Below are 15,107 nucleotides of genomic sequence, written 5' to 3' on the forward strand. Positions count from 1 at the left end.
GAGAAAGAGGCGGAATTCCTCCCGCTCCTCAACCAAAGACGCATACAAAAAGGCCGGGATCATTGCTGACCCCGGCCTTGCCTTCACATTATTACAACTTAACCGCTGACGCGCTTGATCCTCGCGCCCACACCGGAGAGCTTGGCCTCGATATTTTCATACCCACGATCGAGGTGGTAGATGCGCTCGATGGTGGTCGTGCCTTCGGCGGCCAGCCCGGCCAGGACCAGGGAGGCGCTGGCGCGGAGATCGGAGGCCATGACGGGCGCGCCCTTGAGCTTGCCCACGCCATGAACCATGGCGGTGCGCCCCTTGAGCCGGATATCCGCTCCCAGACGGACCAGTTCGAGGACGTGCATGAAACGATTTTCGAAAATCTTCTCCTCGATGGTCCCGGTGCCCTTGCCGAAGCACATGAGCGCCATGAGCTGGGCCTGCATGTCCGTGGGGTAGCCGGGATGCGGAAGCGTGGTCACGTCCACGTTTTCAAGCAGGCCGTTGGCCCTGCGGACCAGGACGTAATTCTCCTCTTCCTGGAGCCAGAGGCCCATCTCGCGCAGCTTGTAGCTGACCGCGTCCAGGTCATGGAACGGGCAGTCCAGAATTTCCAGTTCGCCGCCGGTGATGGCCGCGGCGACCATGTAGGTCCCGGCCTCGATGCGGTCGGGCATGATGCGGTACTCGCACCCTTTAAGGGCAGACACGCCCTCGATGTGCAGGACGCTGGTCCCCTGCCCGGTGATCTTCGCTCCGCAGGCGTTGAGGAAATTGGCCAGGTCAACGACCTCGGGCTCACGGGCTGCGTTCTCGATCTCGGTTTCACCCTCGGCAAGGGTTGCGGCCATGAGAATGTTCTCGGTGCCGCCCACAGTGGGAAAGTCCAGGGTGATCCGGGCTCCCTTGAGGCCGGACTTGCAAACTCCCTTGATGTAGCCTTCGGTAATCTCGAATTCCGCGCCCATGCGCTCGAAGCCGCGCAGGTGCAGATCAACGGGGCGCGCGCCGATGGCGCAGCCGCCGGGCAGGGCGACCTTGGCCTCGCCGAGGCGCGCCAGAAGCGGACCGAGGCAGAGAACCGAAGCGCGCATGGTCTTGACCAGATCATAGGGGGCCTCGGGCTTGAGCCCGGTGCACAGACTGGTGACAGTGTTGTCCTCGAAGGTGGTTTCACAACCGAGGATGTTGAGCAGCTTCAAGGAGGTGCGGATATCCGCCAAACGCGGAACGTTGGTCAGGGACACCTTTCCCTCGGCCAGGAGACAGGCCATGAGAATAGGCAGGGCCGCGTTTTTCGCGCCGCTGACCTGAATGCTGCCCTGCAGCGGAACGCCGCCCTCAATGATAAGTTTATCCATGTGTATCCTTTTTTGATTCTTTTGCTTGACCGTGAGAAAAAGCTTGGTTAAACCAGCCCCTCACACGGTGGGTGTAGCTCAGTTGGTAGAGCACCTGGTTGTGGCCCAGGTGGCCGTGGGTTCAAGTCCCATCACTCACCCCAGACGAACTCATAAGGGCGGAACTTCGGTTCCGTCCTTTTCGTTTTCCGGAGAGGAGGAACCGGCTCCGTCGAGTAGCTCCAGCAGCCGCCCGGCGCCGTGGGGCCTCAATTTCTTCTCGAAAAGGATGGCGTCGGGGGCACCGCCCTCCACGCCGCTGAATGCCTGATTCAGCCCGATGCGATTGGAAAAACCGCCGGTGTTCAGGGCCATGCCCGCATAAAGGCCGGAACGCTCTCCCACGAAATAGATATCCCCGGACTCGTAAAACTCGGGAGTCTCGTTGACGTCGTACTCGGCGTTCAGGGCGACAATCCTGGCCTGACCGCGCAACACCGCGCCCGTCTCCAGGATATAACGGACGTCGTCCTCGTGCATGACGATCATCAGGCCGGACTGTTTAGTCACGCCCGCCTGTAACCCCCAGCCAACGGAAGTCCTCGACATGAAGACCGGGCCGGTCCATCCCTGATCGGTGCGGGCGGCCAGCAACGCGTTGCCGCCGCCAAGCGAAAAGAAGAAGCTCACATCTCCCACCGCCGGAAGGATGACAACCCCCCTGGCCTGATCGAGCAGCTTGCGCAACCGGCCGTCCTTGTCTTTCTCCAGCCATTGGGTCAGCAGCCCGGAGGATTCGTCCACAAGGGCCTGGGCCGTTCCACGGTCGGTGGCCGCCCCCTTCGCGGACGAGACTCCGCACCCGGCAAGCAGGGCCAGCAACAGCAAAACGGACACGATGTAGGTTACGCGTATCGACATAGCCCTGCCCTAAAGTGTGCGTCCTACCCTGTCAAGAACGTTTGCGCAGGCGGCGAACGTCGCCCACGCGCACGGTCAATTTTTCCTTGTCGAAATATTCCAGGACCGGAATGAGATACTTCCGGGACAGCCCGGTAATATCCTTGAAGTCCGGCGCGGACATCTCCTCGTGATCGACGAAGAAGCCGACGATCCCGTCCCGTATCCCGTTCAGGGCCTGGGCGTGATAATACATGTCGTCCTTGACGCGGACCAACTCTCCCTGGTCCTGCAAGAGCCGCAGCACGGGCGCGGCCTGCTTGGCGGTCATCCCGAGGGGGTCAAGGACATCCTTGAGATTCGGCGGCGTGACCCCGCCCCCGGCATAGGCTCCGAGGATGGTCTCGCGCACCTTGGCCTGATCCGAGGCAAGGGAGACCTTGTGCCCCTTGAGCCGGAAGACATCCTGATCGATCTCGATCTCGCCCTTCTTGAGCAGCCGCTCCAGAAGGAAGTGCATGAGCTTGGGCGGCAGGTCCCGGCCCCATGACGAAGCCAGTTCGCCCCGCTGCACGCCGGGTTTCATGGATTCCCTTCGGTGGAACTCCGCCAGGAAGTCGAGCAGTTCCGAAGCGAGCCTGTCGGCCAGCGCGCCGCCCGCATACCGGCGGGCCTCCTTGTCGAAAAGCACGGCGCGCTGCTGGCCGCCAAGCAGACCGAGGGTCTTTTCCAGCCCCTTGGTTTCCAGGTTGGTCATGGTCAGCAGCTCGGCAAAGCTCACGCCCTTGGGCCCGGCCAGCTCCAACTGGGCCGCGGCCACTTCCTCGGGCTTGTCCGAGGCGAGTTGTCCGAGTAGCTCCACGTCCTTGGAAAAACGCTTGATGCGGTGCCCGGCGGGGCCGATGACCCGCCCGCCCGCAAAGGCGCGCAAGGGTGAAAAGGAACGCAGCACGACCCGGTCGCCCCACACTCCGGCCATGGGCTCGGAGAAACGCGCCTGACACACGGCAGTCTCGCCCGGCGCAAGCTCGTCGCGGTCCAGCAGATAAATGCGGGCCAGGATATCCCGCGCGCCGTGGTGGAAATGAATCTCCCGACGATGCTTGAGCGGCAGGCGGGAGGATTCGAGCACGGTCAGCTCGATGTCCCAGACATCGGACGGAAACAGGGAGCCGGGCCTGGCCAGGACGTCGCCACGATGGACGTCGTCCACTTCAAGGCCCGCCAAATTCACGGCGGTGCGCCGCCCGGCCTGGGCCGTCTCCACGGTTTCGCCGTGGGATTGCAGCCCTCGCACCTTGGAAGTGGTCGAGCCCGGATACAAAGTCACGTCCTCGCCCAAAGAGATGGAACCCGAGATCATGGTTCCGGTCACCACTGTGCCGTGCCCCTTCATGGTGAAGACACGGTCCACGGGCAGACGGAACAGGTCCGAACGCCGCCGGGGCTTGAACTCCGCCACCAGCGTTCTGAGTTCGGCCTTGAGTTCGTCGAGCCCCTGGCCGGTATGAGCCGACACGGGCAGGATGGGCGCGCCGCCGAGGAAGGTCGGTTCGAGATAGGCAGCCACCTCCTCCTTGACCATCTCCAGCCATTCCTCATCGACCATGTCGATCTTTGTCAGGGCAACCAGCCCGGCGGACACGCCGAGAAGCTGACAGATTTCCAGATGCTCGCGGGTCTGGGGCATGATGCCCTCGTCGGCGGCAATGACCAGAACCACGAAGTCCACGCCCGCCGCTCCCGCGACCATGTTCTTGACGAATTTCTCGTGCCCCGGCACATCCACGATGCCGAGGCGGTTATCTTCGCCGAGGTCCAGAAAGGCGAACCCCAGTTCTATGGTGATGCCGCGCTTCTTTTCCTCGGACAACCGGTCGCAGTCGATGCCGGTGAGAGCCTTGATGAGCGTGGTCTTGCCATGATCGATGTGGCCTGCGGTTCCCATGATGACGGGCATAGTGCGTTTTCCCCGCTGCGTTCTGGTTGAGATTCAAATTGTGACGAAAAGACATGGTAGGGAAAAACGGGCCGCGTAACAAGGCCGAGCGTCGTCCCGGACGTTCGAAACATCGGGCTTCGGCGATCCAGCAAAGCAATCCCCGGACCATGAAGACGTGTCCGGGAAACGCAAAGGGCGGCGGAATCGTTTCCCGCCGCCCATTCATTTGCGTTTTGCCGCCCGCCGCTACCGCTTCAGGAACTCCCTGAAGGCCAGGATGCAGGCGTAGATGTCTGCCTTGGAGGTCAGCTCGAAGGGCGAATGCATGGACAGGACCGGCACGCCCACGTCAATGACGTCCATGCCGTACACGGCCAGGAACTTGGCCACGGTGCCGCCGCCGCCCGCGTCCACCTTGCCCAGCTCGGACATATGCCAGGGAATGTCCGCGCCGTCGAAAATGGAGCGCAGCCAACCGATGAAGTCGGGATGGGCGTCGTTGGCCCCTACCTTGCCCCGATGGCCGGTGAATTTGTTGAAGCAGGGACCATAGCCCAGCCGCGCGGCGTTGAGCGGCTCGTACACGTCCTTGTAGTCCGGGTCCATGGCGGCGGACACGTCGGCGGACAGGGCCGAGCCGTTCATCAGCACGGCGGACAGGCGCGCGCCCGGTTCCCAGGCCTCCACCAGCTCCTCCATGCAGTATTCGAAGAAATAGGACTTGGCGCCGGTGGCTCCCTCGGAGCCGATCTCCTCCTTGTCCCAGAAAAGGACGATCTGGCAGTACTCCGGCTCGGGCTCGGCCAGCAGGGCCTCAAGGGCGCAGAACACGCTGGAGCGGTCGTCCTGGCCGTAGCCGCCGATCATGGACTCGTCCAGGCCGACGAAACGAGCCGGACCCGCGGGTACGGCCTGCATTTCCGCGCTGAGGAAATCCGCCTCTTCAATGCCGTACCGATTGTGCAGAATCTCCAGCACCATGCGCTTGAACGGCTCCTTGGCCTTTTCTTCACCGTCGTCGGCAGACAAGACAGGAGACTGGCCCAGGACAACATTCAGCTTCTCGGCCTCGAAGGCGTCCTCCACCTTCTTGACCACTTCCTTGTACGCCAGATGCGGCAGCAGGTCGGTGATGGTGAAGACCGGGTCGGACATGTCCTCGCCGATGCACACGGTAACGGTCTCGCCGGACTTCTTGACCACTGTGCCGTGCAGGGCGAGGGGAATGGTCAGCCATTGATATTTGCGGATGCCCCCATAGTAGTGGGTCTTGGCCAGGCAGATGTCCAGGTCCTCGTAGAGCGGACGCTGCTTGAGGTCCAGACGCGGGCAGTCGGCATGGGCCCCGACCAACCGGTACCCTTCGGACAGGGGCCGCCTGCCCTTGCGGGCCAGGAAGCAGGTCTTGTTCCGGTTGAAACGGAAAACCCGCGCCCCGCCGAAGTCGTCCTTGAAACCGGCTTCGACGATTCTTTCGCGCACGTAATCCATGACCAGCCGCTCGGTCTTGCATTCACTCAGGAATTTCACATAGTCGGCGGCCAGTTCGTTCATGGCCTTCCGATGCTCGTCGGAGGCGAACGCCTCCCAGGCGGATTTGGGTTCGTATTCCAGTTGCAGCTTGCTCATTCTGAATCCTCTCTATTTTGTCAGGACGGCCACGGCCTGTTCCAGGGCGTGGGCGGCCAGCTTGAGTTCGGTGGACGCCAGGGTTCGCGGGTCCAGCAGAAATTCGTCGTCCTCGATACGCGCCACCAGGGGCGGATCGGTGTCGAGCAGCGCGTCGCGCAAGTCCTCCACGGCCACTCCCCGGACCGCCACCGCAACCATGGTGCCGGGCAGGTCGTATTCGGGGAAGGCCCCGCCGCCCACGCGGGAGAAGCCCTTTCGCATGTTCACCTCGCCCCGGTCCCCGAGGGCCTCGCGCACGGCGTCGGCCAGCCGCCTGGCCTTGGACTTGAGCGCCTCGGGCGAGGCGGTAATCATGTTCAGGGTGGGAATCCTGCGCCGGGCCTCGGCCATGTCGAGATACAGACGAAGGGTCGCCTCAAGGGCGGCCAGCGTCATCTTGTCGATGCGCATGGCCCGATTGATCGGATTCTTCTTGATTCGATCGATGTACTCCCGGCGGCCGACAATGATGCCCGCCTGGGGACCGCCCAGAACCTTGTCGCCGGAGAACGAGACCACGTCCGCGCCCTGGGCCACCACCTGCTGCACCGTGGGTTCGCCGAGCAGCCCCTCCCCTTCCAGGGAATAGAGGGTCCCGGACCCCAGGTCCTCGATGACCGGCAGATTGTAGCGGTCGCCCAGCACGCGCAGTTCGGCCAGGGAGACTTCCTTGGTAAAGCCCACCACGCGGAAATTGGAGGTATGCACGCGCATGAGCGCGGCGGTCTCGTCGCCGATGGCGCCCTCGTAGTCGTGCACGTGGGTACGGTTGGTGGCGCCGACCTCCCGAAGCGTGGCCCCGGACTTGGACATGACGTCCGGAATCCTGAAGGAGCCGCCGATCTCCACCAACTGGCCGCGCGAGACAATGACCTCGCGCCCCTTGGCCAGGGTTTCGAGCATAATGAAAACGGCGGCCGCGTTGTTGTTGACCACCAGGGCGGCCTCGGCTCCCGTAATATCGCTAAGAATCCGCTCCACATGGGAATAACGGCTGCCACGCTTGCCTGTGGACAGGTCTAACTCGCAGTTGGAATAATGCCCGCACGCCTCGGCCACGGCCTGAATGGCGGACTTGGCCAGCAGCGAACGGCCCAGGTTGGTGTGGATGACCACGCCCGTGGCGTTGAGCACCCGGCGGAAATGGGGACGGGCCTTGGACCGGACATAGGCGGTCATCCGGGGAGCCAGGGCCTTGGCCGACAGATCCTCGGCCTTGGAGAACGCCCCCGCGCGAATTTCCTCGCGGCAGATATCCAGAAATTCGTTGACCAGATTCTTGACCAGCGGCCGGGGGAGCCCGTCGATTCCCTCCGCCCCGGCCAGAACGGAAAGAACTTCGTCCACGGAAGGCAGGTGCCTGAAAAGATTGCTCATGAGTAGTCCAATGTTAGGCGGTAAGAAAACGAGGATACAGGATATAGAACTCCGAAAGCAAATACAAGGACCCGCAAACGAGTGTCGGACCGTCCGTCTGTGGTCCCGATTTCAGCGCCGCTTCCAGAGACTCCGACGCCGACGCCCGTTCTCCTATGGCCGAGGCAAGGGCGTGGTTGTCGGAAGCCCGCTCCCCTTCCATAGCCGGAATCAGGATCGGGCCGTCCGTCAGGGTGCGGATGAGCGGTAGCATGTCGGTCAGGGTCTTGTCGCGCAGGCAGGCGAAAACCACCCGTCCGGGCCGGATGCCGTCGGCGTCCAGGGCCGCGTTCAGGGCCTTGAGGGCGTGAGCGTTGTGCGCACCGTCCAATATGATCTCCCGGTCGTCCAGCTCAACGCGCTGGAAACGGCCCGGCAGGAAGGCGCTCTCCAGGCCGAAGGCTTCTATGACGCGGTCGGTGGGTATGGACCGGCCAGCCGCGTACCACCGCCACCCGGCCAGGGCCAGGCGCGCGTTGACCGTCTGATGTATGCCCTTGAGCCCGAGCCGCGCAGGGTCCACGGGTCCGGCAGCGTCCACGGAGTAGACCAGCCGCGCATGAACCTGCTCGGCGCGCTCCTGCAACCGGACCATGGCCTCGGGCTCCTGAGGGCCGGTCATGGCCACTCCGCCCTCGTGGATGGCCCCGGCCTTGTCCCGGGCGATGTCGCCGAGAGTGGGACCGAGAATCTGCTCGTGGTCCATGCCGATGGGCGTGAACAGTGTCAGCCCGGGCCGGAACACGTTGGTCGCGTCAAACCGTCCGCCCAGCCCGGCCTCCATGACGGCCAGGTCCACCCCGGCCCGTTCGAAGGCGATCATGGCCAGACAGGTCTGAAATTCGAAATAGGTGAGGTCTTCTCCGCCCGGTACAGCCATGACTTCGTTGGCCAAATCGACCCAGGCGGCCTCGGTGAGCATACGCCGGTTGACCTGGATGCGCTCCCGGGGGGAGACGAAATGAGGCGAGGTGAATGTTCCCACCTTGAGCCCGTGCGCACGGGCCAGCGAACAGAAAAAAGTCGTGGTGGAGCCTTTGCCGTTGGTGCCGACCACATGAACCGTCTCCACGCCTGACAGCCCCCGGGCATCCCGGAAGGCTTCCATGCGGGCGAGGCTCAAATCCATGTGGAACAGACCGAGCCTGTCCATGTAGCCGGTAAGTTCTGAGTAGTTGCTGAAGCGTTTCACGAGGGCCTTCCTATCAGGAAAGAGATCGGTATGGAACACCCGCGCGAGGGCCAAAGGCGGACGGCGCGGCATGTTACGATCCCAACAACCCATTATAAATCGCACACCGGCATGAAGCAAATCGATAAAAGTGTGGTAGGCGGGAACATCCCCACCATCCAAGGAGACGCGAATGCTCAGAAAGCTCACCATCAAGGCCCGAATTTTATTGTTGATATGCCTTATCGTTCTGTTCGTCACAGGGTTCACCCTGGCTTTTCTCGACGGCGTGAACAAGGTCAAAAACGTCGGCGTCGACTTTGCCTCGCAGGCGATGGTCGAAGGCGAAAGGCGCAAACTCGAAGTCGCCACCCAGGCCATGGCGGAAACCGTGGGCACGGCCATAACCGACGCCCACAGCCCGGAAGCCAAGGTCGAAATCATCCGCAAGCTGGTGGACGGCATCCGCTTCGAGGATGACAAATCCGGCTATTTCTTTGTCTACAACGGCACCATCAACGTCGCCCTGCCCCCCGACCATGCCAAACAGGGCAAGGACTTGTCCGGCCTCAGGGACCCCAACGGGGTGCAACTGGTGGTCGAGCTAAACAACCTGGCCCACAACGGCGGCGGGTTCCTGACCTACATCTGGCCCAAGCCCGGCAAAGGCGACCAGCCCAAGCTCTCCTACGCGGCCCTCATTCCGGGCACCGACATGTGGATCGGCACAGGTGTCTACCTCGACAACGTGGAAGAGGAGAAGGCGAGCATCACCAACAGGATGGAAGACATCGTCTCTTCATATATATGGGGCATAGGCGGGGCGATCCTCGGCCTGTTCGCCCTGGTGATCCTTCCCGTCTGCCTGCTCATCGTCCGATCCATCGTCCAGCCCCTGAACGAGGCCCTTGGACTGGCGGACCAGGTGGCTGCGGGCGATCTGACCCGCGACATCGAGTCCGGATACAACGATGAACCCGGCAGGCTGACCGCCTCGCTGGGAGTGATGGTCAAACGGCTGCGGCAAATCGTGGGCCAGGCCAAGGACGGCGCGGACCAGGTGGCCTCGGGCAGCTCCGAGGTGACGGGCTCGGCCACATCCCTGGCCGACGGAGCCAACCGCCAGGCCGCGTCGGTGGAAGAGGTCTCCGCCGCCATGGAAGAGATGATCGGCCAGATCGGCCGGAACACCGAGAACGCCGCCCAGACCGAGCGGATGGCCCACCAGACCGCACAGGACGCGCAAAAAGGCGGCGAGACCGTCATGGAAGCGGTCCACTCCATCAAGAACATCGCCGAGAAAATATCGATCATAGAGGAAATCGCGAGACAGACCAACCTGCTGGCCCTGAACGCGGCCATCGAGGCGGCCCGCGCGGGCGAAGCGGGCAAGGGTTTCGCGGTGGTCGCCGCCGAGGTGCGCAAGCTGGCCGAACGAAGCGGAGCCGCCGCATCGGAAATCGGCGAGCTGTCCACCGTCACCCTGGCCAAGGCGGACGAAGCCGGAGCCATGCTTACCCGCATGGTGCCCGACATCCGCAAGACCGCCGATCTGGTCCAGGAAATCTCGGCGGCCAGCTCCGAGCAGAATGCCGGAGCCCGTGAGATCAACAAGGCCATCCAGGAACTGGACGGTGTGATTCAGCAGAACGCGGGCGCCTCGGAAGAGTTGGCCTCAGCGGCCCGCGAGTTCACCAGCCAGGCCACCCAGCTCCAACAGGCGATGCAGTACTTCACCATCGACACCCGAACCGTCGGCCGCCCCACCCGGACCACGGTTTCCCGCGCGCCCCAGGGGCAACTGCCGCCCACCCGACCGACTGCGCCCGCAAAGACGGGGGTTGACCTCGACATGAGTTCCACTCAGGAGGACGAAGACTTCGAACGGTTCTAGGCCGGACCGCCTCCCGAAACAAAAAGGGCGCGCCGCAATACCGCGGCGCGCCTTTTTTTGTTTGTATCGCACAATCCGAATCAGACAGCCTTGAGCATCCATTGCCACAACGGCAGATTCAGGAAGGCGAGCGGGATGCCCACTCCGAGCATCGCCGCCACCAGCCGGGGACGGACGCCGTAAGTCATGGCGACGATCCCGCCGGCGATCATAGGCCCAGTGGCGGCCTCGAAGACCGTGACCATGGTGACCATATCGGTCCTTCCGAGGACCAGGACGTATAAGGTAAAGATGAGGATGGGAGCCAGGACCATCTTGTAGCCCAACCCGACGAGCAGTTCTCTGCCCTTTCCCCGGATGGCCCCGAAACGCAGGGTCAGCCCAACGGAAAGCAAGGCCAGGGGACTCAGGGTCGCCCCCATGCGGCCGAGCAGTTCGCTGACCCACTCGGGATACGGCACCGGCTGAAGGGCGAAGCCCAAAACGATGGCGACAAACGGGGGGAAAAGCAGCACTCTGCGAACGAGTTCACGGCCGCGCACCCCCTGACCGGAAGCTCCGGCCGCCAAGAGAATGCCGGGCACGGCCAGAACCAGGAACGACCCCGCCGTATCGCAGAGCATACCCACGCCGAGATACTCCCGGCCGAAAAAGGCTTCGATCATGGGCAGCCCTACAAAGGACGTGTTGCCCAGCCCGCCGGTCAGGGCGAGGCAGGCCACGGTCGCGCGGTCCCAGCCCATGCGGCGGCCCATGAAGGTGAAAAACAGCCAGCCCACGCCGAACACGATCCAGGCCATGGCCGCAGGCAAAACCAGCTCCGGGCCGATGGGCAGGTCATGAACGTGCAGCAGGGCCAGGGCGGGCAACGACATATGGATGATGACCGCGTTCAGACCGGCGGTCCCGCGCTCATCGATAATCCCGGCCATCCGCAACCCCACACCCAGCAGGAGGCAGACGCCCAGCAGCACTAGATTCTCCATGACACACTCCCGATATGGAAATGCCATTTATCGGCATTCGACGGTAATTTCAAGGCGTTCGAATATCTATTCACCGTATGTACGCCCCTTTGCGATTTTCCTCGCAAAAAAAGCTTGCCAACCGTCGGCGGTGCATATATACCCCTTTTCGCCTTGAACGTGCCGAAGTGGTGGAATTGGTAGACACGCTAGGTTCAGGGTCTAGTGGGAGTATTCCCGTGGAAGTTCGAGTCTTCTCTTCGGCACCAGATATAAACAAGGGTTGTGGCTAACTAGCTACAACCCTTTTTCTTTTTGATTCTGCAGCTTACATGTTTTTCTTCTTTTCGGCGTGATTTGACCCCGCAGGGTCAAACAAAGCACCCGGAATCGTCTACCGCCGGAGAAGCCACATGCCGCAAATCGCACGCTCCCCGAACCATCTTTACCGGAAGGGCTCAATCTATTACTTTCGCCACGTCATCCCGCAAGACATACGGGATTCGTTGGGCCGCTCCGAAATCAGGATATCCCTACAGACGGGATATCTGGACGAGGCAGACCCAAAGCCCGAATATTGACCAAGATGAAGAATGGAGAACTCTTCATGGATGATTTCGACCAGATAACGGTGTTCATGAATGACTGGCTCCGCCGCCTTCTGAAAGAAAACGAACACATCAGCATCAACAATCTCACTACGCCCAGCCCGCACCCAGTATGTGCCGGGAGACACCGAAAAGAGGATCGATCTGCTCAAGGATCTCATGGTGTCCAAGGACTATGACACCATGCGTAACTGCATGATCATAGCCGCCCAAGACGGCGCCTTCGGCCCACCGAACTCGCTTCCTTTGTCTGATGAGTTCGCCCATGAATTCACCAAGACCCTCATCACCTATTATCGTATCATCAGCCACCGAGCCGAAGGCGACTACGGCTTTGAAAAATCCATTCTGCCGCCCGAATCAGTCGCTCCGCAGTCGACACAGGAACCCAAGCCCCAAATCCTGCTTTCCGAAGCCCTGGAACGCTACAAGGCGGACAGGATCGCCGCCAAACGGTGGAGCGAGGGAAGCGCCAAGGACATCATGTCCACGCTCAACAGCCTGACCGACATCCTCGGGGACATTCCGGTGGATGAAGTGGACCGACAGGCAGTGCGCCATGTACGGGATACCCTGCTCCAGCTCCCCCGGTTCCGAAACAGCAAGCGATTCAAGGGGAAAACCATTGAAGAAATGGTTACCCTTGAACCCGACAACACGGTTGCCGTCAGCACAGTGAGCAACAACCTGACCAACATCTCATCGTTTTTAACATGGTGCGAAGATGAGCAGATAATCTCCCACAATCCAGCGCACCGCCTGAAAATCAAAGAAGAAAAGCCGGAAACGGAACACCGCTCACCGTACACGACCAAAGATTTGGAAAACCTCTTCAACGCATCCCAGTATGTTGAAGACACATTCCTGCACCCGTCCGACTTCTGGTGCCCTATTCTTTCCCTTTTCACAGGCGCACGGCGTGAGGAGCTATGCCAACTCCACGTTGAAGATGTCCGGCAGGAAGACGGAGTGTGGGTCTTGGATATCAACAAGGAAAAGAATGTTCATGGGTTCGCCAACAAGAAGCTGAAAAATCCAAGCGCCAAACGCCTTCTCCCGCTTCATCCCTTTCTCGTTGAAACGCTGCGCTTCCCGGAATTCGCCCGACAACAGGCGACCAATGGACACCTCCGTATCTTCCCCGAACTCGTCAAAATCAACACGAACTACGGCCACAAGCTTGGCGAAAGGTTCAGCGAATTTAAGAAATCCGTTGATCTGGAGGAAGCCGAAGGGGTCAAAGATTTTCATAGCTTGCGGCACACGTTCTCCAACTTCTTCAAGCAAGGAAAAATGCAGGGCGACCCATTCGAACAAACCTTTGGTCACAAGCTCAAGAAAATGTCGGCTGAACGATATGGTGGCCGCTTTCCGGCATCCATGTGCTTCGAGGAGGTCATATCCCAACTCGACTACGGGGTAGACCTGTCTCACTTGGTAAAATACAAATACGTTCCCCAATAAGCCTTGCTCATCAAGCGCATAAGCCTTCCCTCTTGTCGGCCCCAAGCCGACGAGTGGGAAGGCGGTTCCATGCCCCCCCCAAAAAAAACCGCCGAAGCGGGGTCCTGTTACTGGCTGCTGCCAAGGTAGGCATCGGACACGTCCCGCGGAATGTCCTGCAGTCACTTCGATTTCGTCACGGGCTTCGGCATCGAGTCGAGGCCATTCTTTCCCCTACCGCGTTGTGGGCGGCTTGTTGGAAGGCTGCCACGGGTTCATGCTGATTAGGCGGCTGGAAGCCTGTATGGATCACATACATGGTATGGAATCGTTCATGGCGATTACTATGCAGGGTCCATCCGCTTTCCTTTTTGGTGAACCCGCACAACCTGGCCGCGTAGGACAGCTTTTCCTGCCACTTGTCGCCCATCCCTTCAGGCATAAGAGTGTGGCCCCCGGCCTATCGGACTGGCTGACATATGGCAACGCCCGTTCCAGGGCTTCCTGCTGCTTGTCGGACAGGTTGTACAGCGTCCTGGATCGTCCCCCCCCTTTGGGCCCGTGATGGACGAACAGGCTACGGCCTTCCCTGTTCCAATCCGTAAGTCATAGTCCCCCCGGCAAAGCCGGGGGCTTGAGTTTGTAAGCCGCTCAAAGCGGCTTTAAGAACCGCCTAAAGGCGGAATTTCAGTTGCTCGATTCGCTAATCTTCCTGCTCTTGCTTACGGATATACTCGCGAATCACTTTTTCATCTCGTCCCACGGTCGAAACGAAGTACCCTCTTGCCTAAAAGCTTTGGCCAGCATAACCACACGCTCGATCCTGGACTTCACGAGCTATGTGGATTGCACTTTTCCCTTTTATGAAACCAACGACTTGCGCCACGGAGTAGTTGGGTGGAATCGTAATATGCATCTGCACGTAATCTTTACATAAATGCCCTTCCAAATTTTGACTCTCACGCTGATTTGCCAACTTATGGAAGACTTCTCCCAAGTACGTCCGAATATTTCCGAACAAGATTTTCCGGCGGCACTTGGGTATCCAAACGATGTGATACTTGCAGTCCCACCGCGTGTGACATAGGCTTGAATTGCACTTCATGAAGCCTCTCTTGTGCTCACTTTGAGCAGCTCACCAGGAGAGGCTTTATGCTGTTCCCGCATAAATCAAACTTTGTTGGTCCCCCAGCAAAGCTGGGGGGGTTCTCATCGGACTAATCTCCTCAACGGAAGCGGCTTGCTCGGTCGCACCCTAGGACAAGGACTCGGACGTGGCCGAGAACTCCTCGCTGCCAGAGGCAATGTTATCGGACCCGGCACGGACATCGGACACCACAAAGATCAACGGTTCGACCATATTTTTCATGGACGCGTATACGCCGACCGCTCCGCCTTCCCTTCCTCAAATTTGAGGTCGAGGTCGCCGTTTGCCTCCTTGTCGGCGATGCCCGCGATGACCTCGGGTTCGTTACCGAGCGTCCTGAGCAGGCCAGTGGAGACGATGATGGCCATGGTCACCACGCCCACCACCATGAAGAGGGCGACAATAAGGATATACATCTGCAACGCATTCACCAGAGCTTCGACCTCGGCCATCATGGCCCAGTTGGTGCCGTAAACATTGATCGGGGTATAGGCGGAGAGCACGGGATTGCCGTTGTAATCGATGATGACGTTGGCTCCGGTTTTCCGTCCAAGGCCTCGCGCACCGCTTCGGCATCGGCCTTACCCTTGATCGGATTGGCGAAGGACGCCTTGAC

At 60.7% G+C, this 15,107-nt stretch carries 11 protein-coding genes, 2 tRNA genes and 2 pseudogenes; 5 read left to right on the forward strand and 10 right to left on the reverse strand.

Features of this window, described 5'->3' with window-relative positions; translation table 11 throughout:
• Positions 1–98 precede the first annotated feature (98 nt).
• Positions 99–1,355, reverse strand: a complete 1,257-nt coding sequence (murA, locus tag LF599_RS11955) for a UDP-N-acetylglucosamine 1-carboxyvinyltransferase (RefSeq protein ID WP_279520929.1) — start codon at positions 1,353–1,355, stop codon at positions 99–101.
• Positions 1,356–1,422: 67 nt separating this feature from the next.
• On the opposite strand from murA, the gene LF599_RS11960 reads away from it, so the two are divergent.
• Positions 1,423–1,498, forward strand: a tRNA-His gene (locus LF599_RS11960).
• Positions 1,499–1,505: 7 nt separating this feature from the next.
• On the opposite strand, the gene LF599_RS11965 is transcribed toward LF599_RS11960, so the two are convergent.
• The 5 genes from LF599_RS11965 to LF599_RS11985 form a co-directional block, all read right to left on the reverse strand.
• On the reverse strand, positions 1,506–2,255 hold the full coding sequence (locus tag LF599_RS11965; RefSeq protein ID WP_279520930.1) for a lipid-binding SYLF domain-containing protein: 750 nt from the start codon (positions 2,253–2,255) through the stop codon (positions 1,506–1,508).
• 31 nt (positions 2,256–2,286) lie between these two features.
• Positions 2,287–4,194 (reverse strand): selenocysteine-specific translation elongation factor, encoded by a 1,908-nt coding sequence (selB, locus tag LF599_RS11970; RefSeq protein ID WP_279520931.1) that lies wholly within the window; start codon positions 4,192–4,194, stop codon positions 2,287–2,289.
• 228 nt (positions 4,195–4,422) lie between these two features.
• Positions 4,423–5,805 (reverse strand): aminopeptidase, encoded by a 1,383-nt coding sequence (locus LF599_RS11975; RefSeq protein WP_269942258.1) that lies wholly within the window; start codon positions 5,803–5,805, stop codon positions 4,423–4,425.
• Between the two features lie 12 nt (positions 5,806–5,817).
• Positions 5,818–7,224, reverse strand: coding sequence for an L-seryl-tRNA(Sec) selenium transferase (gene selA / locus LF599_RS11980; RefSeq protein WP_279520932.1), 1,407 nt, complete (start codon positions 7,222–7,224; stop codon positions 5,818–5,820).
• Between the two features lie 13 nt (positions 7,225–7,237).
• Positions 7,238–8,455 carry a bifunctional folylpolyglutamate synthase/dihydrofolate synthase gene (locus tag LF599_RS11985; RefSeq protein WP_279520933.1) on the reverse strand — a complete coding sequence of 406 codons (1,218 nt, stop codon included), beginning with the start codon at positions 8,453–8,455 and terminating at the stop codon, positions 7,238–7,240.
• Positions 8,456–8,627: 172 nt separating this feature from the next.
• Here LF599_RS11985 and LF599_RS11990 point away from each other — a divergent pair, with 172 nt between their 5' ends.
• Positions 8,628–10,328: a methyl-accepting chemotaxis protein gene (locus LF599_RS11990; RefSeq protein WP_279520934.1), complete on the forward strand. Its 1,701-nt coding sequence runs from the start codon at positions 8,628–8,630 to the stop codon at positions 10,326–10,328.
• 80 nt (positions 10,329–10,408) lie between these two features.
• Here LF599_RS11990 and LF599_RS11995 read toward each other — a convergent pair whose 3' ends face one another.
• Positions 10,409–11,314, reverse strand: a complete 906-nt coding sequence (locus tag LF599_RS11995; RefSeq protein ID WP_279520935.1) for an AEC family transporter — start codon at positions 11,312–11,314, stop codon at positions 10,409–10,411.
• Between the two features lie 161 nt (positions 11,315–11,475).
• Here LF599_RS11995 and LF599_RS12000 point away from each other — a divergent pair.
• The 3 genes from LF599_RS12000 to LF599_RS12005 all read left to right on the forward strand — a co-directional run bounded on the left by LF599_RS12000 (position 11,476) and on the right by LF599_RS12005 (position 13,365).
• Positions 11,476–11,562: transfer RNA gene (locus tag LF599_RS12000), tRNA-Leu, on the forward strand.
• 144 nt (positions 11,563–11,706) lie between these two features.
• Positions 11,707–11,874: a DUF6538 domain-containing protein gene (locus tag LF599_RS18320; protein ID WP_404823697.1), complete on the forward strand. Its 168-nt coding sequence runs from the start codon at positions 11,707–11,709 to the stop codon at positions 11,872–11,874.
• A 189-nt stretch (positions 11,875–12,063) separates the two neighbouring features.
• Positions 12,064–13,365, forward strand: coding sequence for a site-specific integrase (locus tag LF599_RS12005; protein ID WP_279520936.1), 1,302 nt, complete (start codon positions 12,064–12,066; stop codon positions 13,363–13,365).
• A gap of 107 nt (positions 13,366–13,472) precedes the next feature.
• Here the strand turns inward: LF599_RS12005 and LF599_RS12010 are convergent.
• The 3 genes and pseudogenes from LF599_RS12010 to LF599_RS12020 form a co-directional block, all read right to left on the reverse strand.
• A pseudogene (locus LF599_RS12010) lies at positions 13,473–13,950 on the reverse strand (hypothetical protein); the annotation flags it as partial.
• Positions 13,951–14,047: 97 nt separating this feature from the next.
• Positions 14,048–14,449: pseudogene (gene tnpA / locus LF599_RS12015) on the reverse strand (IS200/IS605 family transposase).
• A 260-nt stretch (positions 14,450–14,709) separates the two neighbouring features.
• Entirely contained in the window at positions 14,710–14,994 is a 285-nt protein-coding gene (locus LF599_RS12020) for a hypothetical protein (protein ID WP_269942245.1), read from the reverse strand.
• Positions 14,995–15,107 lie beyond the last annotated feature (113 nt).

The sequence above is a fragment of the Pseudodesulfovibrio thermohalotolerans genome, from assembly GCF_021353295.2.
Lineage (GTDB): Bacteria > Desulfobacterota > Desulfovibrionia > Desulfovibrionales > Desulfovibrionaceae > Pseudodesulfovibrio > Pseudodesulfovibrio thermohalotolerans.